This is a genomic window from Streptomyces sp. 4F14 (assembly GCF_048159485.1).
Lineage (GTDB): Bacteria > Actinomycetota > Actinomycetes > Streptomycetales > Streptomycetaceae > Streptomyces.
This window is the reverse complement of the sequence record NZ_JBLRVY010000293.1, coordinates 1-349: the sequence shown is the minus strand read 5'-3', so window position 1 is coordinate 349 and position 349 is coordinate 1. Positions and strand designations below refer to the sequence as shown.

1 protein-coding gene is annotated in these 349 nt (G+C 73.9%); it reads left to right on the top strand.

The window, feature by feature from the left end:
* The coding region (locus ACLZOT_RS50785; RefSeq protein ID WP_416976092.1) for a hypothetical protein at nt 1-349 on the top strand (349 nt) is incomplete at both ends.

The window sequence follows — 349 nt, the reverse complement described above, 5'->3', positions numbered from 1 at the left end:
CGACCTCCAACTGACCGAGGAGAACGGCTGCTTCACCGGGCACGCCGAGTTCGCCCTCGACCTGTTCGACGCCCCCACCATCGCCCGGCTGCTCGGCCACTGGACGACCCTGCTCGGGGCCGCCGTCCGCGCACCCGGCACCCGGCTGTCCGCACTGCCCATGCTCACCGCGGCCGAGCTGGAGCAGGAGCTGCACGGCTGGAACGACACCGACGGCCCGTTCCCCACCGGACAGCGCGTGGACCAACTGTTCGCCCGCCAGGCGGCCCTCACCCCCGACGCCCCCGCCGCGATCGACGCGGCCGCAACCCTCGACTACCGGACCATGGACGCCTGGGCCGCCCGCATC